We start from the raw sequence: 22,981 nt of genomic DNA on the forward strand, positions 1-22,981 counted from the left end.
TTTCTTCGCAGCATCCGGATACAAGCGTGCCATGGCCTGTTTCGGTCAATCGTGCGCCGGTGGAGCCGGCCGCGGGATGTGCAGCGGAGGAAGGACTCATGGCTACTTTGATGGGTGTCGTCAGCAAGGTAATCGGCGAAGTGTTTGCGGTAGCCGCCGATGGATCGCGTCGTCCTTTGTCACAGGGAGACAAGGTGTTTGTCGGTGAACAGCTGGTCACCGGCGCCAATGGCGCGGTCGCGCTGAAAGTCGCCGGGGGCGGCGAGATCACCCTGGGGCGCGACAGCTCGCTGCCGCTGACCTCGCAGATGCTGGCCGCTGCGCACCAGTCGGACCAGGGTGACCAGGCGGTTGCCCAGCAACAGCCGGCGACACCGACCAAGCAGGACGTCACCGACGTCAAGGCCCTGCAGGCCGCCATCGCCGCGGGCGTCGACCCGACCCAGGCCGCCGAGGCCACCGCCGCCGGCCCGAGCGCCGCGGGCGCTGCCGCCAATGGCAAGCCCGGTGGCGGGCACTCCTTCGTGTTGCTGACCGAAATCGGCGGGCATATCGACCCCACCATCGGCTTCCCCACCGGGCCCATCGGCTCCGGTCCCTTGCCCCTGCGCGAGTTCGTTGGTAACCCGCAGCCTCAGGTCGAAGCCGTCGTGCCGCCGGATGGCGTGCCGAGCGCCGGCTCTGGCGGCGCTGCCAATGTGTTCGAAGCCGGGCTGCCCGGCGGCCTGCCCAATGGCGCGGGTGAGGGGGCGACCTTCACCGGCAACCTGGGCTACAGCTTCGGCCCCGATGGCGTCGGCAGCTTCGCCTGGGGCACAGCGGGGCTGCCCAGCCTGACCTCCGGCGGCGCGGCCATCACCTACAGCGTCAGCCCTGACGGCCTCGTGCTCACCGGCAGCGCCAATGGCACGCCGGTGTTCACCGTCACCCTCACCGATATCAACACCGGCACATTCGAAGTGACGCTCCTGCAGCCGGTGGACCACCCGGTACAGGGCTCCGAAGACACCCTGACCTTCAACCTTCCCTACGTCATTACCGATGGCAACGGCACGCCGGCCAACGGCAGCGTGACCGTGGGCATCGTCGACGATGCGCCACAGGGCAGCCTGTCCGCCAACAATGGCGTGGACGTGCTGCTGCAGACCCACGACGCCAACACCGCCGGTGCGGCCTTCGACACCGCCACCACCGACTTCAGCTCGGCCTTCCAGGTGACCGCCAACTACGGCGGCGACGGCGCCGGCAGCACGCAACTGAGCTACAGCCTGAACCTGGTGGCCGGCAACGGTGCCGACTCGGGGCTGACCAGCGGCGGCGCGGCTATCTTCCTGTACAGTGTGGGGGGCGTCATCGTCGCGTCCACCGCCGCCAGCGCGGCCGGCATCACGGGTGAGAACACCGTCTTCAGCCTGTCGGTGAACGGCAGCACCGGCGTGGTCACCCTGACCCAGTTCAGCGCCATCGACCACGCCCTGCCGGGCAGCGAGGGCAGCTACGCCAGCCAGGCCGTTGCGCTCGATTCCGGCCTGGTGCAACTGCAGGGCAACCTGACGGTCACCGACCGTGATGGCGACAGCGTCACCTCCAGCAGCTCGCTGGACCTGGGCGGCCGGGTGAGCTTCACCGACGACGGCCCGAGCATTGCCGTGGGCAACACCGAAGGCCTGCAACTGACCGTGGATGAGTCCGCCCTGGGCACCGACGCCACCAGCAGCGTGGCAGTCAGCAGCCTGTTCAATGCCCAGTTCGGCGCCGATGGTGCCGGCTCGATCACCTACCAGGTCAGCACCACCGACAACACCGACAGCGGCCTGAAAGACACCGCCACGGGCGACAAGATCTTCCTGTTCAACACTGCCAATGGCGTCGAAGGCCGAGTCGGCGGCGCCGATGGCGCCGTCGCCTTCCGCGTGACGCTGGGCGAGGACGGCAAGATCACCCTCGACCAGGTACGTGCACTGGTCCACCCCGACAGCGCCGATGCCAACGACCCGCTGAGCCTGGGCGAAGGCAAGATCAGCCTGAGCGCCACCGTGACCGACGCCGATGGCGACCACCAGGGCGCCAGCCTCGACCTGGGCAGCAAGCTCACCTTCCTCGATGACGGCCCGAGCATCTCCGTGGGCAATACCGAAGGCCTGCACCTGACGGTGGACGAGTCTGACCTGAGCCAGGACGCCAGCAGCAGCGGCTCGGTGGCGGACCTGTTCAACGCCCAGTTCGGCGCCGACGGCGCCGGCTCGATCACCTACCAGATCAGCACCACCGACAACACCGACAGCGGCCTGAAAGACACCGCCACCGGCGACAAGATCTTCCTGTTCAACACCGCCACCGGCGTCGAAGGCCGAGTCGGCGGCGCCGATGGCGCCGTCGCCTTCCGCGTGACGCTGGGCGAGGACGGCAAGATCACCCTCGACCAGGTGCGTGCGTTGGTCCACCCGGACAGCGCCGATGCCAACGATCCGCTGAGCCTGGGCGAAGGCAAGATCAGCCTGAGTGCCACCGTGACTGACGCCGATGGCGACCATCAGAGTGCCAGCCTCGACCTGGGCAGCAAGCTCACCTTCCTCGATGACGGCCCGCGCATCGCGCCTATCGACGGCAGCGAGCTGCAGCTGAGCGTGGACGAAACCACCCTCGGCCAATCGGCAACCAGCAGCGGCTCGGTGGCCGACCTGTTCAGCGGCCAGTTCGGCGCCGACGGTGCCGGCTCCATCACCTACAAGCTCGAAGCCGCCAACAACTCCGACAGCGGCCTGACCGACACCGCCAGCGGCCAGCGGGTGTTCCTCTTCAACACCGCCAACGGTGTGGAAGGGCGCCTGGAGACCAGCGGCGAAACCGCCTTCCGCGTGACCATCGGGCAGGACGGCAAGGTCACCCTGGAACAGCTGCGCGCGCTGGTGCACTCCGATACCAGTGACCCCAACGACTCGCTGAGCCTGGCCGGCAAGATCGCCCTCAGCGCGACCATCACCGACAAGGACGGCGACAGCGCCACCACCTCCATCGACCTGGGCGGCAAGCTCAGCTTCCTCGACGATGGCCCGAGCATCGCGCCGAGCACCGAGCACGATATCCAGCTGACGGTGGACGAGAGCAACCTGGCCGTGGATGCCACCAGCACGGCCAGCGTCGCCGACCTGTTCAGCGGGAACTTCGGCGCCGACGGGGCGGGGCAGATCACCTACCGGATCGAGACCCAGGACAACACCGACAGCGGCCTGAAAGACACCGCCACGGGCAGCCAGATCTTCCTGTTCAACACCGCCAGCGGCGTGGAAGGCCGCGTGGGCGGCGTGAACGGCGACGTGGCCTTCCGCGTGACCCTGGGCCAGGACGGCAAGGTCGCCCTCGACCAGCTGCGCGCCGTCGTGCATCCCACTGCCGATGCCAATGAAGGCGTCAGCCTCGACCCGAACACCCTGGCACTGAGCGCCACCATCACCGACAAGGACGGCGATAGCGCCACCACCTCCATCGACCTGGGCAGCAAGCTGACCTTCCTCGACGATGGCCCGAGCATTTCCGCCGGCAACACCGAGGGCCTGCACCTGACGGTGGACGAGACCAACCTGAACCTGGACGCCAGCAGCACCGGTTCGGTGGCTGACCTGTTCAATGCGCAGTTCGGCGCCGATGGTGCCGGTTCGATCACCTACCGGATCGAGACCCAGGACAACACCGACAGTGGCCTGAAAGACACCGCCACGGGCAGCCAGATCTTCCTGTTCAACACCGCCAGCGGCGTGGAAGGCCGCGTGGGCGGCGTCAATGGCGACGTGGCCTTCCGCGTGACCCTCGGGCAGGACGGCACCATCACCCTGGACCAGGTGCGCGCTATCGTGCACCCGAATCCGGGCAGCGATAACGAGGGCGTCAGCCTCAACCCGAATACCCTGGCGTTGACCGCCACCATCACCGACAAGGATGGCGACAGCGCCACCGCCTCCATCGACCTGGGCGACAAGCTGACCTTCCTCGATGACGGCCCGCGCATCACGGCCAGCACCAGCGCCGACATCGCGCTGAGCGTCGACGAAACCCACCTCGGCGTGCCGGACACCAGCAGCGCGTCGGTTGCCGACCTGTTCACCGCCCACTTCGGCGCGGACGGCGCCGGAACCATCACCTACACACTGGCCGGGGCCGACAACAGCGACAGCGGGCTCAAGGACACCGCGACCGGCCAGAAGGTCTACCTCTACAACACCGCCGACGGCATCGAAGGCCGCCTGCAGGGCACCGACACCGTGGCCTTCCGCGTGTATGTGGACGGCGACGGCAAGGTCACGCTGGAGCAGCTGCGCGCCCTCGCGCATCCGGACGCCAGCAACCCTGACGACGCCCTCAACCTGCCCGGCCAGATCACCCTGACCGCCACCATCACCGACAAGGACGGCGACAGCGCCAGCGCCCAGATCGACCTGGGCAGCAAGCTGACCTTCCTCGATGACGGCCCGAGCATCGTTCCCTGCCTGGACGCCGACATCAGCCTGGAGGTGGACGAGTCCAACCTGTCGAACGACGCCCGCGTCGAAGTCAGCCTGGTGTCCCAGCTGTTCACGCCGAGCTTCGGCGCTGACGGCCCGGGGACCATCACCTACAAGGTGACCACCGTCGATGGCACCGACAGTGGCGTGAAAACCACCCAGGGCGAGAGCATCCTGCTGTACAACGTCAACGGCACCGTGGTCGGCAAGGTTGCCGGCAGCGGGGCGATCGCCTTCGTGGTCAGCGAGGACCAGGGCGCGCTGATGCTCGACCAGCGCCTGGCGCTCAAGCACCCGGATCCGACCAACCCGGATGAGCCGCTGCGCCTGCCCGACGGCAAGATCACCCTGACCGCCACCATCACCGATGGCGACGGCGACACGGCGTCGGCCCATGTCGACCTCGGCACCAAGATGGTGTTCTACGACGATGCCCCGACCATCAGCGCGAGCGCCCAGGGTGCTCCCGGCCTGGTGGTGGACGAGACCAACCTGGCCATCAATGCCAGTGCGGACTTCTCCGGCCAGTTCAACGGCAACTACGGCGCGGACGGCCAGGGCTCGCTGAGCTACAAGGTCGAAGCCGTCGCCAATGGCAGCGACAGCGGCCTGCAGACCAGCCAGGGCCAGACCATCCTGCTGTTCAACGAAGGCACCAGCGTGGTCGGCCGCGTGGGCGGCCCGGCCGGGGCGATTGCCTTCAAGGTCACGGTCGCCGATGGGGTAGTGACGCTCGACCAGCAAATGGCACTCAAGCATCCGGACGGCAGCAACCCCGATGACGCGCTGAGCATCGCCGGCGGCAAGATCAACCTGGTCGCCACCATCACCGATGGCGACGGCGATTCCAGCCATGCCGAACTGGACCTGGGCAGCCGCCTGACCTTCAAGGACGACGGCCCGAGCATCAGCGCCAGCAGCCAGGGCGCTCCGGTGCTGACGGTGGACGAAACCAACCTGGCCGGCAACGCCAGCGGGGACTTCTCCGGGCAATTCAGCAGCAGCTTCGGCGCCGACGGCGCCGGCACCGTGACCTACCAGCTCAGTGCCGTTTCCAATGGCCTGGACAGCGGCCTGAAGACCACCAGCGGCCAGACCATCCTGCTGTTCAACGAAGGCGGCAGCGTCGTCGGCCGCGTCGGTGGGGACCAGGGCGCCATCGCCTTCAAGGTCACTATCTCCGGTGGCGTGGTCACCCTCGACCAGCAGATGGCGCTGCAGCACCCCAACGCCAGCAACCCCGATGACTCGGTCAGCCTGCTGAACAACAAGATCATCCTGGCCGCCACCATCACCGATGCCGACGGCGATTCGCTTTCCGCCAACCTCGACCTGGGCGGCCGGCTGGTCTTCAAGGACGACGGCCCGAGCATCAGCGCCAACGCCGGCCAGGCGCCGGTCCTCACGGTGGATGAAACCGTGCTGGCCACCGATGCCACCGGCAACTTCAGCGGCGCTTTCACCGCCAACGGCGGTGCTGACGGCGGCACCGTCAGCTACGGCCTGTCGGCGACCGACGGCACTGCTAGCGGGCTGCAGACCACCAGCGGGCAAAGCATCGTGCTGGTCAAGGTCAGCGATACGGTGGTCGAGGGCCGCGTGGGCAATATCGGCGGCGCGGTCGCGTTCAGCCTGACCCTCAACAGCACCACTGGTGACCTGACGCTCGATCAGAAACTGGCGCTCAAGCACGCCGACGCCACCAACCCCGACGACTCGGTCAGCCTGCTGGGTAGCAAGATCGCCCTGGTGGCGACCATCACCGATGGCGACGGCGACCAGAGTGTCGCCAGCCTCGACCTGGGCGGCAAGCTGGTGTTCAAGGACGATGGCCCCGTGCTCATCGCCGGCGGCAGCGTCACGGGCCAGGTCATGGAAGATGCGCTGCCGGGGGGCAACCCCGATGGCGCCGGCGACACCACCACGGCCACGGGTTCGCTCAGCAGCCTGGTGAACTTCGGCGCGGACGGCCCCGGTGCCTTCTCGCTGACCGGCAACACCGCCTCGCTCAGCGCACAGAACCTGACCTCCGGCGGCGTGGCGCTCAGCTACAGCGTGGTGGGCAACCTGCTGACCGCCATGGCCGGTGCCAAGACCATCTTCACCTTGTCGGTGGATGCGGCGGGGCACTACGAGTTCAAGCTGCTCGGCCCGCTGGATCACCCGCTGCACAATGGCGATGACGGCGAGCAGCTGACGCTCAACCTCGGCGGCGTGATCAAGGCCACCGATGGCGACGGCGACCCGGTCAGCCTGGGCGCAGGCTCGCTGGTGATCCATGTGCAGGACGACCTGCCGGTGGTGCACAGCGAACCGCCGTGCCAGGACGTCTCCGACTCCCAGGGCTTCATCCTCACCGGCAACCTGGATGTCAGCTTCGGCGGCGATGGCCTGGGCGCCTTCGACCTCAGCGGCAACACCGCGCCGGATGGCCTGACCTACGTAGTCACCCAACTGACCGGTGGCGGTTCGCAGCTCACCGCCTATGACGGCAACAACCAGCCGTTCTTCGTCCTCAAGGTCAATGCCGATGGCAGCTACAGCTTCGAGGTGGTGAACTCGCGGCCGACCACCTCGGTGGACTACGACCTGACCAAGGTCTCCGCCGGCGGCCCGCAGACCTCCATTGTCCTCAATGCCGATGGCCTTACCGCCACCTTCACCAGCCCGGGCAGTGTGGTGAACCCGTCCAACAACGGCATGGGCGTAGGCGGCAACAACCTGATCGACACCGGCGAGAAGCTCAACGTCGCGTTCAACGAAAAGGTCTATGACGCCAGCTTCGACGTGCAGAAGCTCTCCACCAGCGATGTGCTGACCTGGAGCGTCTACGGCGAGGGCGGCACCTTGCTGGCCCAGGGCACCTACTCGCCGCCGGCCGGAACCGGGGAGGGCGATGCCACCCACTGGAACCTGCTCACCGATGGCCACTTCACCTCGGGCTCGGCCTACCAGTTGTCGCAGACCGGCTTCACCAGCGTCGTGCTGAGCAGCTCCGGCGGTGATTACCGGGTTGCCAGCATCGAGGTGAAACAGTCCGTGCTGCCCCAGGACCTGGACCTCAACTTCCACCTGGGCATCACCGACGGCGACGGCGACTCCACCAGCCTCAACCTGTGCCTGGACCTGAGCACGCCCAACCCGCTGCTGGTGGTCGGCAGCAATGACCATGACAGCGGCTCGTCCACTACCCAGCACACCATTCCCAACCCCAGCGACGCCGACAAGAGCGGTGACATCGTCGGCGGCAACGGCAACGACGTGCTGGTGGGCGACAAGGGTGGCGTCTCGGTGTCCACCACCCCGGGCAAGAACTACAACATCGCCCTGGTGCTCGACCGCTCCGGCAGCATGAACGAGCCGGGCGGGCCCGACCGGCTGAGCCTGGCGAAGAACGCCCTGATCAACCTGCTCAACCAGGTCAAGGGGCATGACGGGGTGATCAACGTGGCGCTGGTCTCCTTCGCCACCTCCTCGACCATCGCCACCCTGGCCGGGCTCAACAGCAGCAACGTGCAGGGCATGATCGACAAGATCAACGCCCTCACCGCCGACGGCAACACCAACTACGAGGCCGCGATGAAGTCCGCCAGCGCCTGGTTCGCCGGGCAGGTGGGAGGCGGCGCGGATGCGGCGCACAACTACGTCAACCTGGCGTTCTTCCTCACCGACGGCAACCCGACCACCTTCAATGGCGACTCGACCAACTCCGGCAACAGCACCGAGTACAACGACGTGCAGAAAGCCCTGACCGCTGGCGCCGACATGCTCAATGGCACCGGCGTGTTCGCCGGCGCCGACCATGTCTCGGTGAACGCCATCGGCATCGACGACGGCGTCAACACCAACATCCTGCGCTTCTTCGACAACACCAACACCGTGGGCACCGGGACCATCGACTACGGCAAGAACGACGTGGTCGGCAATGTCGGCCAGCCGCAGATCATCCACACCGGCAGCGAGCTGACGACGGCGCTGCAGGAGGGCGTGAGCAACGTCTCGCCGGCGCCGGTGGGCAACGACCACCTGGTGGGCGGTTCGGGCAATGACATCATCTTCGGCGATGTCATCAACACCGACAGCCTGTCCTGGGCCGGGCATGCCGCTGGCACGCACAACGGCCAGGGCTTCCAGGGACTGGTGGACTACCTGACCGCGACCAACGGCGGGACGGCCCCCACGTCCGGGCAGTTGCTCGACTACATCGCCGCCCATGCCCAGGAGCTCAACGTCGTCGGCGATACCCGCGGTGGCGACGACATCCTCGAGGGCGGCGCCGGCAATGACCTGATGTTCGGCCAGGGCGGCAACGACAAGCTGATCGGCGGGCCGGGCGACGACATCCTGTACGGCGGCACCGGCGCGGATGAGTTCATCTGGAAGTCCGGCGACACCGGCCACGACGTGATCAAGGACTTCAGCATCGCCGAGCACGACGTGCTGAACTTCGCCGACCTGCTGCAAGGGGAAACCGCCACGGCCTCGTCGCTTGCGCACTACCTGACCTTCTCGGTCAACGCCGGCACCACCAGCATCGGCGTCAGCCCCACCAGCGGTGGCGCCGTCACCCAGACCGTCGACCTGGCCAACGTCGACCTCTCCGCCAAGTACGCGGGCCATGCCGGCAGCGGCGTGCTCTCGGCGGGGGATACCCAGACCGTGCTCAACGGCCTGCTGGGCGACCACGCGATCAAGACCGACACCGTCTGACGCGCGGTGAAACCCGCTGAAACCGCCGCCTCCGGGCGGCGGTTTCGTTGGTGCCCGCCCAACGAGGGAGGGGGCACGGCTATACGGCTGGTGAATGATCGTCGCCCTGCGTCCTCACTGGCGCCTATGCTCGGGGCCACCCCATCCTCCCAACGAACAACAATCAACGAGGTTTCCCATGCGCGAAGTGGTGATCGTCGACAGCGTCCGCACCGGCCTGGCCAAGTCCTTCCGTGGCAAATTCAACATGACCCGTCCGGACGACATGGTCGCCCATTGCATCGACGCGCTGCTGGCGCGCAACGACCTCGACCCGCTGCTGGTGGACGACTGCGTGGTCGGCGCCGGCTCCAACGAAGGCGCCCAGGGCCACAACATCGGCCGCAACGCCGCCGTGCTGTCGCGCCTGGGCATCCACGTCGCCGGCATGACCCTGAACCGCTACTGCTCCTCGGGCCTGCAGGCCATTGCCATCGCCGCCAACCAGGTGGCCTCCGGCTGCAGCGACATCCTGGTGGCCGGCGGCGTCGAGTCCATCACCCTGACCATGGGCAAGCAGAACCTCGACAACTTCGTGAACCCGCGCCTGAAGGACGAGTTCCCCGGCATCTACTACCCCATGGGCCAGACCGCCGAGATCGTCGCCCGCCGCTACAACGTCACCCGCGAGCAGCAGGACCTGTACGCCCTGCAGAGCCAGCAGCGCACTGCCCGCGCCCAGGCCGACGGCCTGTTCAACGATGAAATCGTGCCGATGAGCGTGAAGTACCAGGTTGAAGACAAGGCCACCGGCGAGAAGAAAGTGCTCGACGGCGTGGTCGACCGCGACGACTGCAACCGCCCGGACACCACCCTCGAAGGCCTGAACTCCCTCAAGCCGGTGTTCGCCGAGGACGGCTCGGTCACTGCCGGCAACGCCTCGCAGCTTTCCGACGGCGCCTCGATGACCCTGGTCATGAGCCTGGACAAGGCGCTGGAGCTGGGCCTCAAGCCCAAGGCGTTCTTCCGCGGCTTCACCGTGGCCGGCTGCGAGCCCGACGAGATGGGCATCGGCCCGGTGTTCTCGGTGCCCAAGCTGCTCAAGGCCAAGGGCCTGCAGGTGGCCGACATCGACCTCTGGGAGCTCAACGAAGCCTTCGCCTCGCAGTGCCTGTACGCCCGCGACCGCCTGGGTATCGACAACGAGAAGTACAACGTCAACGGCGGCTCCATCTCCATCGGCCACCCCTTCGGCATGACCGGCTCGCGCCAGGTCGGCCACCTGGTGCGCGAACTGCAGCGCCGCAACCTGCGCTACGGCATCGTCACCATGTGCGTGGGCGGCGGCATGGGCGCCACCGGCCTGTTCGAAGCCGTTCGCTGAGCACGGCGGGCGAGGGCGCAGGCCCTGGCCCGGATGGCACCGACCGCTCCACGCAAGCGGCCCGGTACCGATGAGAACCCCCGGCGGTGACGCCGGGGGTTTTTCATGTGGGCGCTACCCAGCAGCGCCTGCCGGTGAAGATCAATCCCGCCGCGCAGCATTTCGCGGACAAGGTCCGCTCCTACGGAATCGACGGAGCAGCCCTGTAGGAGCGGGCCATGCCCGCGACAGCGCCGGCAGGCGCTCCTGCGAATGGGCGCTACCCGTCGGCGTTTGCCGGTGAAGTCCCATCCCGCCGCGCAGGATTTCGCGGACAAGGTCCGCTCCTACGGAATCGACGGAGCAGCCGTGTAGGAGCGGGCCATGCCCGCGACAGCGCCCGCAGGGCGCCCCTGCGAATAGGCGCTACCCGTCCGCGTCTACCGGTGAAGATCAATCCCGCCGCGCAGGATTTCGCGGACAAGGTCCGCTCCCACGGAATCGACGGAGCAGCCCTGTAGGAGCGGGCCATGCCCGCGACAGCGCCCGCAGGGCGCTCCTGCGAATAGGCGCTACCTGTTGGTGTTTGCCGGTGAAGTCCCATCCCGCCGCGCGGGATTTCGCGGACAAGGTCCGCTCCTACAGGTCACTTCGCAAATTTTTTCGCCCCCATACCCAAATCTGCCTATGGATCTATCGGTGCACTTGGCCCTTTAGCAATAGTGCCGTCGCAATCGCTCCCTAGCATGGACCTCGTTCCTTCACGCCCCGGCTCACGCGGCGTGGGCCCCACGCACACGAGGTACCGCCATGCATCCCATCCTCGCCGGCACGCCGCTGAGCGTGCGCCATCTTCGCAAGCGCTTCGGCCAGTTCGTCGCCCTCGACGGCGTGTCGCTGGAGGTCAAGGCCGGTGAACTGGTGTGCCTGCTCGGCCCCTCCGGTTGCGGCAAGACCACCCTGCTGCGCTGCATTGCCGGCCTCGAACAACAGGACGAAGGCAGCCTCCACCTGGGCCTGCGCGACGTGTCGAACCTGCCGCCGCAGGCGCGGGACTACGGCATCCTGTTCCAGTCCTACGCGCTGTTCCCCAACCTCACCGTGGAGCAGAACATCGCCTACGGCCTGACCTCGTCGAGCAAGGACGAAGCCCGCCGCCGCGTCGCCGAGATGCTCGAACTGGTTGGCCTCTCCGGCAGCGAGAAGAAGTACCCCGGCCAGCTCTCCGGCGGCCAGCAGCAGCGCGTCGCCATGGCCCGTGCGCTGGCGCCCAGCCCGTCGCTGCTGCTGCTCGACGAACCCATGTCGGCGCTGGACGCCCGTGTCCGCGAGCACCTGTGCGGCGAGCTGCGCCAGCTGCAGAAACGCCTGGGCATCACCACCGTGATGGTCACCCACAACCAGGACGAGGCCATGCTGATGGCCGATCGCATCGCGGTGATGAACCACGGGCGCATCGAGCAGTACGGCACCGCCCAGGAGATCTACAGCGCGCCGGGTACGCCCTTCGTCGCCGAGTTCGTCGGCCAGGGCAACTGGCTGCCGTTCGAGCGCGGCAGCGATGGCCATGCCCGTGTCGGCGGCCTCAACCTGCGCCTGCATAGCCAGGCGCCGAACGCCTCCGGCCGGCTGTTCTGCCGCCCGGAAGCGATCAGCGTGAACCCCGCCGTGCACCAGGAAAACCTGTTCCGCGCCCAGGTCCGCGAGATCACCTTCCTCGGCAATCGCTGCCGCATGAGCTTTGAGCTGGAACAGTTGCCGGGCCACGCGCTGCTCGCCGAGCTGGCGCCCGAGGACATGCCGCGCCTGGGTACCCCGGACATCTGGGTGTCGCTGCCGCCGCGCAGCCTGCAGGTGTTCGCCTGAGATGGATGCCGTGGTGAAACACAGCCCGGCGCTCTCGGCCGGCAAGATTCGCGGCGATCTGGGTGATCGCCTGTTCGTCCGCGGCGGCAAATACCTGCTGCTGGTCCTGCTCACCCTCGCGGTGCTGATGCCGCTGCTGGCCATCTTCTGGCGCGGCTTCAGCGGCGAAGCGGGGCAGGGCGGCGGCCTGGCGGCCATGGGCGAGCTGCTGCGCAGCGACAACTTCCACTGGCTGCTGGGCAACAGCCTGAAGGTCTCGCTCAGCGTGGCGTGCATCGTCGTGCCGGCGGCCTACCTGTTCGCCTACGCGCTGCAACGCACGCTGATCCCGGCCAAGGGCCTGTGGCGCGGGATTTCCCTGCTGCCGCTGCTGGCGCCGTCGATGCTGCCGGGGATTGCGCTGATCTACCTGTTCGGCAACCAGGGCCTGCTGCGCCACTGGCTGCCCGACAACATCTACGGTTTCTGGGGCATCGTCCTGGGCGAGGCCATCTACACCTTCCCCCATGCACTGATGATCCTGCTGTCGGCGCTGTCGCTGGCCGATGCGCGCCTGTTCGACGCCGCCTCCAGCATGGGCGCCGGCCCGTGGAAGGCCTTTCGCAGCATCACCTGGCCGGCCTCGCGGCAGGGGGTGTTCGCCGCGTTCTGCCTGGTGTTTACCCTGACCATCACCGACTTCGGCGTGCCGGTGGTGGTGGGCGGCGATTACCAGGTGCTGGCGCTGGAAGCCTACAAGGCGGTGGTCGGCCAGCAGCAGTTCGGCCGGGGCGCGCAGATCGGCATGATCCTCCTGCTGCCGGCGCTGCTCAGCTTCGCCGTCGACACCTGGCTGCGTCGCCGCCAGGGCGACGCCATGAGCGGTCGTGCGCAGGTCTATCACCCCAAACCGTCGCGTCGCCGCGACGGCGCCTTCCTTGCCATCGTCGTGCTGATCAGCGCGGTACTGCTGGGCGTGCTGGGGATGGCCGTGTACTCCTCGCTGGTGAAGTTCTGGCCGTACAACCTCTCGCTGTCGCTGCACCACTACGATTTCGACACCACCGCCGGCGGCGGCTGGCTGGCCTACCGCAACAGCCTCACCCTGGCCGCGTGCACCGCGCTCATCGGCAGCGCGCTGATCTTCACCGGCGCCTACCTGATCGAGAAAACCCGCGAGCAGCGCTGGCTGAGCCAACTGCTGCGCATGCTGTGCTTCGTGCCGATGGCCGTGCCGGGCCTCGTGCTCGGCCTGGGCTACGTGTTCTTCTTCAACCTGCCGGGCAACCCGCTGCACGTGTTCTACGGCAGCATGGCGCTGCTGGTGGTGTGCACCATCGCCCATTACCTGACCACCGCGCAGATGACCGCCACCGCCGCGCTGCGCCAGCTCGACGGCGAGTTCGAGGCGGCCGCGCTGTCGCTGAAGATGCCGCTGTGGCGCCACTACCTGCGCGTCACCGTGCCCATCTGCCTGCCGGCGCTGCTGGACATCACCCGCTACCTGTTCGTCTCGGCGATGACCACGGTGTCCGCGGCGATCTTCCTCTACACCCCGGACACCCTCCTGGCCGCCGTCGCCGTGTTGAACATGGACGACTCCGGCAACGTCGGCGGCGCGGCCGCCATGTCCACCCTGATCCTGCTCACCTCCGCCGCGGTGTCGCTGCTGCTGGCCGGCGCCTCCCGCGGCCTGCTGCGCCGCTCCCAGGCCTGGAGGAGGGGCGCGAACCCGTAACACCGCTGGACGCTGTCGCCCGGTGCTTGCGTGCCGGGCTCAACCCCTGACAACCCCGCCCCGCGCGGGAGACCCACACTGCCAAGGAGCTCCACATGTTCAAACGTCTTGCCCTCGCCGCCGCCGTGGTTGCCGGTTTCGTCGCACAGGTCCACGCCGCCGACACCGAGCTGACCGTCTACACCGCCCTGGAACCGGAACAGCTGACCGCCTACAAGCAGGCCTTCGAAGCCGAGAACCCGGATATCACGATCAAGTGGGTGCGCGACTCCACCGGCATCGTCACCGCCAAGCTGCTGGCCGAGAAGGATCGCCCGCAGGCCGACGCCGTCTGGGGCCTGGCCGCTTCCAGCCTGGCCATCCTCGATCAGCAGGGCATGCTGGAGAAGTACGCGCCCAAGCACCTGGACGCCATCGGCAAGAACTACCGCGATCCGGCCAACCCGCCGGCCTGGGTCGGCATGGACGTCTGGGCCGCGACCATCTGCTTCAACACCGTCGAGGCGCAGAAGCTGGGCCTGGAGAAGCCGGTGAGCTGGCAGGACCTGACCAAGCCCGAGTACAAGGGCAAGATCGTCATGCCCAACCCGGCGTCCTCCGGCACCGGCTTCCTCGACGTCTCCGCCTGGCTGCAAACCTTCGGCGAGAAGCAGGGCTGGGCCTACATGGACGCGCTGCACGAGAACATCGGCCAGTACGTCCACTCCGGCTCCAAGCCGTGCAAGCTGGCCGCCGCCGGCGAATTCCCGATCGGCATCTCCTTCGAGTACCCGGCCGTGCAGCTCAAGCGCCAGGGCGCACCGCTGGACATCGTCCTGCCCAAGGAAGGCCTGGGCTGGGAAATCGAGGCCACCGGCATCGTCAAGGGCACCCAGCACGAAGCCGCGGCGAAGAAACTCGCCGACTTCTCCGCCAGCCCCAAGGCCATGGAGCTGTACAAGGAAAACTTCGCCGTGCTGGCGCAGCCGGGCATCGCCAAGCCGCAGACCGAACTGCCGGCCGACTACGAGCAGCGCCTGATCAAGAACGACTTCGCCTGGGCCTCGAAGAACCGCGACGAGATCCTCGCCGAATGGCGCAAGCGCTATGACGGCAAGTCGGAGAAGGTCGCGCAGAAGTAAGGCTCGGCTGAAGTTCGTCTGTGGTTCGGCGCTGGCGGCCCCCTCTCCCCAACCCTCTCCCTGAAGGGAGAGGGGGCTGCTCGGCGTGTTGGTTCGAGGTGGGTGAAGTCCTGTTGGCCAGCGAAGCGTGACAGGGCGGCGCGACCGACGTGTCATTTGCTTGCTGACCCAGGCAGCGGGTTGCTGAAGGCAGTTGCCTGAATGCCCCGACGTCGCGGGATGAACCCGGAATTCTTCTCGGCAGAGGAGGGCCCCCTCTCCCTTCAGGGAGAGGGTTGGGGAGAGGGGCTCTTCACCACGCAGGACATCCACCATGACCCACACCCACTGCGACGTCGCCATCGTCGGCGCCGGCATCCTCGGCCTCTCCCACGCCTACGCCGCCGCCCGCCGCGGCCTCTCCGTGCGCGTCTTCGAGCGCACCGCCACGCCCCTGGGCGCCTCGGTGCGCAACTTCGGCCAGGCGCTGGTCACCGGCCAGCCGCCGGGCGTGATGTCGGACCTGGCCCGTGCCAGCCGGCCGATCTGGGCGCACTGGGCGCAGGGCGCCGGGTTCTCCCTGCGGCGCAACGGCTCGCTGCTGTTCGCCCGCAGCGAAGCCGAGGAGCGCCTGCTCGAAGCCTTCTGCGCCGGCCGTGCCAAAGCGCTGGATTACCGCGTAGGCCTGCTGCGCGGCAGCGAACTGAACGACCTCTACCAGGGGCAGTTCCGCCACCACCGCGCCGCGCTGGTGGGCTTCGACGACCAGCAGCTGTATTCCCGCGAGGCGCTGCCGAGCCTGATCGACCACCTGCGCCGCGAGCACGGCGTGGCGTTCCATTTCTCCACCTTGGTGCGCGATGTCGACATCGGCGTGCTGCGCACCACCGCGGGGACCTTCACCGCCGGGCAGGTGATCGTCTGCTCTGGCCACGACTACCAGACGTTGCTGGCCGAGGTCATCGCGCCGCTGGAGCCGCAGGTGTGTCGCCTGCAGATGCTGCGCGCCCGTCCGCAGGTCGATGTCGGCCTTGCCCATTCGATTCTCACCGGCCTGAGCTGTGTGCACTACGGCGCCTTCTCCGACCTGCCCGAGGCCGAGGCGGTGCGCGAGCAGATCCGCCGCGAGACGCCGGAGCTGGAGGCGCAGGGCATCCACCTGCTGGTCAGCCCCACGCCCCATGGCGAGCTGATCATCGGTGACTCCCACCACTACGGCAGCGACGCCGCGCCGTTCAACGCCGAATTCGTCGACCGGCTGATGCTGGAACTGGCCGAGGACACGCTGGGCATGCGCGTGGAGGTGGTCGAGCGCTGGCAGGGCGTCTATGGCGCGCGCGGGCCGGGGCCGTTCTCGGTGCTGCAGGCCGCCGACGGCGTCACCGCCGTGCTGATGCACACCGGCGTTGGCATGAGCATCGGCCCGGCGCTGGGAGAGCGCACGGTCGCCGCGCTGTTCGGCTGACACCTGGCTGTCATGGGAAGGTCATGGGCTTCTGATAACACCGGAGGGCGGGCCTGACCTGCTCTTCGTAGGAGCGAGCTTGCTCGCGAACAGTCCGTGCCGTGCGGGTTCGCGAGCAAGCTCACCCCTACAGGCGCGCCCCACTTGCGTGCGCAGAAAACCATGAACCACAGCATCGTCCAGAGCCACCAGGACTCCGACCTGTTCGGCCTGCTCTACGGCTTCAGCTTTCGTCCGGACCAGCCCGGTCTGGAGATCGATTCGCCCACCGCCCTGCAGCGCCTGCGGCAGCCGCGCGCGGCGGACGAGTTCCTCTGGCTGCACCTGAACCTGGCGCACGCGGCGTGCGAGCGCTGGATGAAGTCGCACCTGGAACTGCCCGACTACTTCTTCGAAACCCTGCGCGAAGGTTCGCGCTCCACGCGCATCGAGCATGTGGACGACGCGCTGCTGGCGGTGGTCAACGACGTGGTCTTCGACTTCGGCAGCCGCATGTCCTCGGACGTCGCCACCCTCTGGGTGTGCGCCCGCGGCCGCCTGCTGGTCACCGCCCGCGCGCAGCCGCTGCGCTCGGTGGATACGCTGCGCTCGTCGGTGAAGCGCGGCGAGTGTTTCAATTCGCCGCTGGAGCTGCTGGTGCACCTGCTGCGCGACCAGGGCGATATCCTCACCCGCATCGTCCGCGAGACCAGCCTGAGCGTGGACCGCATCGAGGACCAGTTGCTGTCCTCGCGCCTCGCCACCAGTCGCGCCGACCTGGGCGCCATGCGCCGCGTACTGGTGCGCCTGCAACGCCTGCTGGCGCTGGAGCCGGGCTCGCTGATGCGCCTGCTCAACCGCCCGCCGGTGTGGCTGACGGAGGACGACGTGCGCGTGCTGCGCGAAGCCACCGAGGAATTCTCCCTGGTGATCAACGACCTCACCGCGCTGGGCGAGCGCATCAAGCTGCTGCAGGAAGAGATCGCCGCGAAGATCAACGAACAGAGCAACCGCACGCTGTTCACCCTCACCGTAGTCACGGTGCTGGCGCTGCCGATCAACATCATCGCCGGTTTCTTCGGCATGAACGTCGGCGGCATCCCCTTCGCCAACGACCCGGAAGGCTTCTGGATCCTGGTGGTGCTGGTGGCCAGCTTTACCGGCCTGGCCGGGCGCTGGGCGTTTCGCAAGCGCGATGATTACTGACCGACATCGGCATGCGGCCCCTTGATAGGAGCGAGCTTGCTCGCGAACGGGATTAACCGGCAGCTCGGTGCTGGGGGTGTTCGCGAGCAAGCTCGCTCCTACAGGTTTGCGCCGGCGCAAGCTGGTTGCGTAGGAGCAATTATCGCTCTCTGAAAGTCCGTGCCTGTGTTTCCCTCTCCCTAACCCTCTCCCTGAAGGGAGAGGGGACTGGATCAGCGCCGGCTGAAACTGCGGGGTCAGCCGGCACGGGCGGCTCCCTCTTCCTTCGGAGCGGGGCGCGCAGCCAGGGCGGGGGAGAGGGCATGCCCCGGCGCGATTATTCAGGTAGGAGCGGACTCTATCCGCGAACGATTCCCGGCAGCTCCGCGCTGGCCGGTTGCACATCGCGGACGAAGTCCGCTCCTACAGGTTTACCCGGCGCAACCAGCCTGTGTAGGAGCGGACTCTGTCCGCGATCGATTCCCGGCTGCTCCGCGCTGGCCGGTGGCACATCGCGGACGAAGTCCGCTCCTACGCTCGGGCTGCCCCCGAGACCGGGCAAAAAAAGACCGGCCCAGTGGCCGGTCGAGGGGGAAGAAAGCGTCGTCAGCGGCAGACGCGGGCGATGGCCGCTGCCAGATGATCCAGGCGCTCGCCGTCGAGTCCGGCGATATTGGCGCGGCCGCTGCTCACCAGGTAGATGCTGTGCTCCTCGCGCAGGATGCGCACCTGCTCGGCCTGCAGGCCGGTGTAGGAGAACATGCCGCGCTGGAGGGCGATGTGCGCGAAGCGCTCCGCCAGCCCGTGGGGGCGCAGGGCTTCTACCAGACCGACGCGCAGGTCGGCGATGCGCCCGCGCATGCCGTCCAGCTCGTCCAGCCAGAGGTTCTTCAGCTCCGGGTCGCCCAGGATGGTGGCGACCACTTCCGCGCCGTGGGCCGGCGGGGTGGACCACAGGTTGCGGGCGAACAGCGCCAGCTGGCTGCGGATGTCGGTGAGCTTGTCGGCGCTCTCGGCACAGACGATCAGCGCGCCGACGCGGTCGCGGTAGAGGCCGAAGTTCTTCGAGCAGGAGCTGGTGACCAGCACTTCCGGCAGGTTCTGCGCCAGCAGGCGCACCGAGTAGGCGTCCTCTTCCAGGCCGTCGCCCAGGCCCTGGTAGGCGAAGTCCAGCAGCGGCAGCAGCTCGCGGCGGCGGACGATCTCCAGCACGCGTTGCCACTGCTGGTGGTCCAGGTCGAAGCCGGTGGGGTTGTGGCAGCAGGCGTGCAGCAGCACCACGTCGCCCTGAGGGATCTTCTCCAGCATGGCGAACATGGCGTCCGCGTCGAGGCGGTTGTCCGCGCCAACGTAGGGGTAGTGCTTGATCGGCACGCCGGCAGCGGCGAACAGGGTCTCGTGGATCGGCCAGGTCGGGTCGCTCAGCCAGATGTGCTTGCCCGGCAGGCAGTGGGCGATGAACTCCGCCGCCAGGCGCAGGGCGCCGGTGCCGCCCGGCGTCTGGGTGGCGTCGGCGCGGGCCCCGGCCAGCAGCGGCGAGGTGACGCCCAGCACCAGCTCGCACAGGCGCGCGGCGAACAGCGCGTCACCGTGGCTGCCGACATAGCTCTTGGTGGTCTCGGTATCGACCAGGCGCTGTTCGGCGAGCTTCACCGCGCGAGGGATCGGCGTGAGGCCCTGGGCGTCCTTGTAGACGCCCACGCCAAGGTCGAGCCGCGCGGGGTTGGGGTCCGCCCGATAGGCTTCGAGCAGGCCCAGGATCGGGTCGCCCGGTACGCGGGTGACCTTGGCGAAATGGCTCATTTGCGTCCCTCTGCTGTCGCGGCCAGCTCGTCGGTGCGCGCGGCCATGATGAAGTCGTTGCGGTGCAGGCCGCGAAGTTCGTGGCTCCACCAGGTGACGGTGACCTTGCCCCACTGGGTCAGCAGGTCGGGGTGGTGGCCTTCTTCCTCGGCGATGGCGCCTACCGCGTTGGTGAAGGCCAGGGCGTGCCTGAAGTTCTTGAACAGGAATACCCGCTCCAGTTCCATGTGATCGTCACGGACCTCGATGTTCCAGTCCGGGATCTGCTTGATCAGCACCGCCAGTTCTTCGTCGGACACCTTCGGGGCGTCGGCGCGGCAGGCTTCGCAATGGGCTTGGGTGAGTGCGGTCATGAAGGTTCTCCTTGTCGTGGGGTGGCATAGGAGTGCGCTCGCGAACCATCTTAGGCGCGCGAGCACGTCTCATCCTAGGCACAGATGGGCTCGATTGCAGCGGATCAGGCGGCCTGTTTCGGCGGGAATTTCGGCGCGTGCAGACCCAGGCGCATGGCTTCGCGCACTAGCGCCATGATGTCCTCATGGGCCAGTTCGAACAGGCGCTTGAGTTCGGGGAGCACGAAATACAGGGGCTGCAGGATGTCGATGCGGTACGGCGTGCGCATGCATTCCAGCGGGTCGAAGGCCTGGTGCTCGGGCTCGCCGGAGAGGCTGTAGACGGTCTCCTTGGGCGAGGAGAGGATGCCGCCGCCATAGATGCGCAGGCCCTGGGACGTGTCCAGCAGGCCGAACTCGATGGTCATCCAGTAGAGGCGGGCGAGGAACACGCGCTCTTCCTTGCTCGCCGCCAGGCCCAGCTTGCCGTAGGTGTGGGTGAACTCGGCGAACCAGGGGTTGGTCAGCAGCGGGCAGTGGCCGAAGATCTCGTGGAAGATGTCCGGCTCCTGCAGGTAGTCCAGCTCCTCGGGGGTGCGGATGAAGGTCGCGACGGGGAATTGCTGGCTCGCCAGCAGCTCGAAGAACGTCTGGAATGGAATCAGCGCCGGTACCCGCGCCACGCGCCAGCCGGTGGTGGCCTGCAGCACCCGGTTGACTTCGCCCAGTTGCGGGATGCGCTCGTGGGGCAGGCCGAGCTGTTCGATGCCGTCCAGGTACTCCTGACACGCGCGGCCCTCGATCACCTTCAGCTGACGGGTGATCAGGGTGTTCCAGACCTGGTGCTCGGTTTCCGGGTAGTGGATGAAACCGTCTTCGTCAGGTTGGCGGGCCACGTATTGCGTTGTCTTCATGGATCCTCCGGCGTCGAGCTGCCTGTTCTTGTGATGACTCAAGCAATAGCGCGACGCGTGCCGCCGAGCAGCCCCCCGGGAGCTGCGCCGACAGCGGCGGAAGCGGTCGATCCGTAAAGAAATGCTGACGACTGGCGGCGCCGTCATGCGGTTGTGGCTTGAAGGTGCGGTGATGTGTCACATATTCTTGACGGAAATTTCCGGCCGTCTTGCGAAAAAACCTGCCGGAACGCCCACCACAACGACAACCACGGGCCCGCCATGCGCATCAAAGTGCACTGCCAGAACCGCGTCGGCATCCTGCGCGACATCCTCAACCTGCTGGTCGACTACGGCATCAACGTCAACCGCGGCGAAGTCGGTGGCGAGCAGGGCAACGCCATCTACCTGCTCTGCCCGAACCTCATCAACCTGCAGTTCCAGTCGCTCAAGCCCAAGCTCGAAGCGGTGCCCGGCGTGTTCGGCGTCAAGCGCGTCGGCCTGATGCCCAGCGAGCGGCGCCATCTGGAGCTGAACGCGCTGCTGGCGGCGCTGGAGTTCCCCGTGCTGTCGATCGACATGGCTGGGCAGATCGTCGCGGGCAACCGTGCGGCCGCGCAGCTGCTGGGCGTGCGCGTCGACGAAGTGCCGGGCATTCCGCTGTCGCGCTACGCCGAGGACCTCGACCTGCCGGAGCTGGTGCGGGCCAACAAGGCGCGCATCAATGGCCTGCGGGTGAAGGTCAAGGGTGATGTGTTCCTCGCCGACATCGCGCCGCTGCAATCCGAACATGACGAAAGCGAAGCGCTGGCCGGCGCCGTGCTCACACTGCACCGCGCCGACCGGGTCGGCGAGCGCATCTACAACGTGCGCCGCCTGGAGCTGCGCGGCTTCGACAGCATCTTCCAGAGCTCGCGGGTGATGGCCGCGGTGGTGCGCGAGGCGCGGCGCATGGCGCCGCTGGATGCGCCGCTGTTGATCGAGGGCGAGACCGGCACCGGCAAGGAACTGCTGGCCCGCGCCTGCCACCTTGCCAGCCCGCGCGGGCAGTCGCCGTTCATGGCGCTGAACTGCGCCGGCCTGCCTGAATCCATGGCCGAGACCGAGCTGTTCGGCTACGGCCCCGGCGCCTTCGAAGGCGCGCGCCCGGAAGGCAAGCTCGGCCTGCTGGAGCTGACCGCCGGCGGCACGTTGTTCCTCGATGGCGTCGGCGAGATGAGCCCGCGCCTGCAGGCCAAGCTGTTGCGCTTCCTGCAGGACGGTTGCTTCCGCCGCGTGGGCAGCGACGAGGAGGTGTACCTCGATGTGCGGGTGATCTGCGCGACCCAGGTGGACCTTTCCGAGCTGTGCACCAAGGGCGAATTCCGCCAGGACCTCTACCACCGCCTCAACGTACTGTCGCTGCACATTCCGCCGCTGCGCGAATGCCTGGACGGCCTGGAGCCGCTGGTGGAGCACTTCCTCGACCAGGCCAGCCGGCAGATCGGCTGTGCGCTGCCCAAGCTCTCGCCGCAGGCGCTGGACCGCCTCGGCCGCTACCACTGGCCGGGCAACGTGCGGCAGCTGGAGAACGCGCTGTTCCAGGCGGTGTCCCTGTGCGAGGGCGGCACCATCCGCCCCGAGCACATCCGCCTGCCGGACTATGGGGCGCCGCATCCGCTGGGGGATTTCTCCCTGGAAGGCGGGCTGGACGCCATCGTCGGCCGCTTCGAGAAAGCCGTGCTGGAACGCCTGTACCGCGAGCACCCGAGCAGCCGGCAACTGGGCAAGCGACTGGGCGTCTCGCACACCACGATTGCCAACAAACTGCGGATGCACGGAGTAGGGCAGAGCGAAGAGCCCTGATGCCCGCGACTCGTCGCCGATGCATCTGAGGGTTCGCGAGCAAGCTCGCTCCTACAAGGGCGGGAGCGGTGGAGCGGGCGGTGGCTGTCGGTGTCTCGGGTGGCTGTGCATTCCGTCGCGAAGGAATTCGCGGACAAGGTCCGCTCCTACAGGAGCGAGAGCGGTGGCGTCATACTGTAGGAGCGGGCCACGCCCGCGATCCGTCGGCAAGGCCGACGCGTCCTGCGGGTTCGCGAGCAAGCTCG

General features: G+C 67.6%; 11 protein-coding genes. 8 read left to right on the forward strand and 3 right to left on the reverse strand.

The window, feature by feature from the left end:
• Nucleotides 1-110: 110 nt before the first annotated feature.
• The 7 genes from N0B71_RS16875 (at nt 111) to N0B71_RS16905 (ending at nt 17,884) form a co-directional block, all read left to right on the forward strand.
• Entirely contained in the window at nt 111-9,209 is a 9,099-nt protein-coding gene (locus N0B71_RS16875; protein WP_259759596.1) for a retention module-containing protein, read from the forward strand.
• Nucleotides 9,210-9,387: 178 nt separating this feature from the next.
• On the forward strand, nt 9,388-10,572 hold the full coding sequence (locus tag N0B71_RS16880) for a thiolase family protein (RefSeq protein ID WP_259753790.1): 1,185 nt from the start codon (nt 9,388-9,390) through the stop codon (nt 10,570-10,572).
• Between the two features lie 789 nt (nt 10,573-11,361).
• Nucleotides 11,362-12,417, forward strand: coding sequence for a putative 2-aminoethylphosphonate ABC transporter ATP-binding protein (locus N0B71_RS16885; protein ID WP_259753791.1), 1,056 nt, complete (start codon nt 11,362-11,364; stop codon nt 12,415-12,417).
• A 1-nt stretch (nt 12,418) separates the two neighbouring features.
• Nucleotides 12,419-14,134 carry a putative 2-aminoethylphosphonate ABC transporter permease subunit gene (locus N0B71_RS16890; protein ID WP_259753792.1) on the forward strand — a complete coding sequence of 572 codons (1,716 nt, stop codon included), beginning with the start codon at nt 12,419-12,421 and terminating at the stop codon, nt 14,132-14,134.
• Between the two features lie 95 nt (nt 14,135-14,229).
• On the forward strand, nt 14,230-15,255 hold the full coding sequence (locus N0B71_RS16895; RefSeq protein WP_259753793.1) for a putative 2-aminoethylphosphonate ABC transporter substrate-binding protein: 1,026 nt from the start codon (nt 14,230-14,232) through the stop codon (nt 15,253-15,255).
• Nucleotides 15,256-15,568: 313 nt separating this feature from the next.
• On the forward strand, nt 15,569-16,699 hold the full coding sequence (locus N0B71_RS16900; RefSeq protein WP_259753794.1) for a TIGR03364 family FAD-dependent oxidoreductase: 1,131 nt from the start codon (nt 15,569-15,571) through the stop codon (nt 16,697-16,699).
• Nucleotides 16,700-16,861: 162 nt separating this feature from the next.
• On the forward strand, nt 16,862-17,884 hold the full coding sequence (locus N0B71_RS16905; RefSeq protein ID WP_259753795.1) for a transporter: 1,023 nt from the start codon (nt 16,862-16,864) through the stop codon (nt 17,882-17,884).
• Between the two features lie 585 nt (nt 17,885-18,469).
• Here the strand turns inward: N0B71_RS16905 and N0B71_RS16910 are convergent.
• From N0B71_RS16910 to phhA, 3 genes are all read right to left on the reverse strand, one after another.
• A complete protein-coding gene (locus N0B71_RS16910; protein WP_259753797.1) occupies nt 18,470-19,666 on the reverse strand; it encodes an amino acid aminotransferase in 1,197 nt (398 codons plus the stop codon).
• The gene (locus N0B71_RS16915) at nt 19,663-20,019 is read right to left on the reverse strand and encodes a 4a-hydroxytetrahydrobiopterin dehydratase (protein WP_259753798.1); all 357 of its coding nucleotides are present in this window, start codon (nt 20,017-20,019) and stop codon (nt 19,663-19,665) included. The genes N0B71_RS16910 and N0B71_RS16915 overlap by 4 nt, the downstream gene beginning before the upstream one ends.
• Nucleotides 20,020-20,123: 104 nt before the next feature.
• Nucleotides 20,124-20,912 (reverse strand): phenylalanine 4-monooxygenase, encoded by a 789-nt coding sequence (gene phhA / locus N0B71_RS16920; protein WP_259753799.1) that lies wholly within the window; start codon nt 20,910-20,912, stop codon nt 20,124-20,126.
• Nucleotides 20,913-21,173: 261 nt separating this feature from the next.
• Between phhA and N0B71_RS16925 the strand changes: the two genes are divergently transcribed.
• A complete protein-coding gene (locus N0B71_RS16925) occupies nt 21,174-22,736 on the forward strand; it encodes a sigma-54-dependent transcriptional regulator (RefSeq protein ID WP_259753800.1) in 1,563 nt (520 codons plus the stop codon).
• The last annotated feature ends 245 nt before the right edge of the window (nt 22,737-22,981 follow it).

The sequence above is a fragment of the Pseudomonas sp. GCEP-101 genome (assembly GCF_025133575.1).
Taxonomy (GTDB): Bacteria; Pseudomonadota; Gammaproteobacteria; order Pseudomonadales; family Pseudomonadaceae; genus Pseudomonas; species Pseudomonas nitroreducens_B.

Bases quoted from the DNA above. Each gene is read 5' to 3' on its own strand.
- N0B71_RS16875 (WP_259759596.1), top strand. From the start codon at position 111: ATGGGTGTCGTCAGCAAGGTAATCGGCGAAGTGTTTGCGGTAGCCGCC.
- N0B71_RS16880 (WP_259753790.1), top strand. From the start codon at position 9,388: ATGCGCGAAGTGGTGATCGTCGACAGCGTCCGCACCGGCCTGGCCAAG.
- N0B71_RS16885 (WP_259753791.1), top strand. From the start codon at position 11,362: ATGCATCCCATCCTCGCCGGCACGCCGCTGAGCGTGCGCCATCTTCGC.
- N0B71_RS16890 (WP_259753792.1), top strand. From the start codon at position 12,419: ATGGATGCCGTGGTGAAACACAGCCCGGCGCTCTCGGCCGGCAAGATT.
- N0B71_RS16895 (WP_259753793.1), top strand. From the start codon at position 14,230: ATGTTCAAACGTCTTGCCCTCGCCGCCGCCGTGGTTGCCGGTTTCGTC.
- N0B71_RS16900 (WP_259753794.1), top strand. From the start codon at position 15,569: ATGACCCACACCCACTGCGACGTCGCCATCGTCGGCGCCGGCATCCTC.
- N0B71_RS16905 (WP_259753795.1), top strand. From the start codon at position 16,862: ATGAACCACAGCATCGTCCAGAGCCACCAGGACTCCGACCTGTTCGGC.
- N0B71_RS16910 (WP_259753797.1), bottom strand. From the start codon at position 19,666: ATGAGCCATTTCGCCAAGGTCACCCGCGTACCGGGCGACCCGATCCTG.
- N0B71_RS16915 (WP_259753798.1), bottom strand. From the start codon at position 20,019: ATGACCGCACTCACCCAAGCCCATTGCGAAGCCTGCCGCGCCGACGCC.
- phhA (WP_259753799.1), bottom strand. From the start codon at position 20,912: ATGAAGACAACGCAATACGTGGCCCGCCAACCTGACGAAGACGGTTTC.
- N0B71_RS16925 (WP_259753800.1), top strand. From the start codon at position 21,174: ATGCGCATCAAAGTGCACTGCCAGAACCGCGTCGGCATCCTGCGCGAC.